Raw genomic sequence first — 323 nt, 5'->3', positions numbered from 1 at the left:
CCCGTCCGACGCGGCGGAACTCGCCGGTCTGGAAGCTGCCGCGGCCCAGGGTTTCCCAGAAGGCGCGGTAGGTCGCCGAGTCCCGGTCCTGCGGGTCCACGAACATCCGGTGGTGCTGGCCCTGCACCTCGGCGAGGGTATAGCCGACCAGGCTCAGGAAGTTGGCGTTGGCCTTCAGGATCGTCCCGTCGAGGGCGAACTCGATCACGCCCTGCGAGCGGTCGATCGCTTCGATCTGACTCAGTGTGTCGGCGCTGCGCATCTTCTCGGCGGTGATGTCGGTGGCGAACTTGACCACCGCGATGGCGCGCCCGTCCGGGCCC

1 protein-coding gene is annotated in these 323 nt (G+C 68.7%); it reads right to left on the bottom strand.

The genetic code is table 11. The features are described from left to right. The coding region (locus CVH10_RS19055; protein ID WP_146143085.1) for a PAS domain-containing protein at nt 1-323 on the bottom strand (323 nt) is incomplete at both ends.

Origin of the sequence: Halomonas sp. ND22Bw (assembly GCF_003011945.1) — a bacterium.
GTDB lineage: Bacteria > Pseudomonadota > Gammaproteobacteria > Pseudomonadales > Halomonadaceae > Halomonas > Halomonas halophila.
Note: the sequence above shows the minus strand (reverse complement) of the source record. Positions and strands in the feature narration are given on the sequence as shown.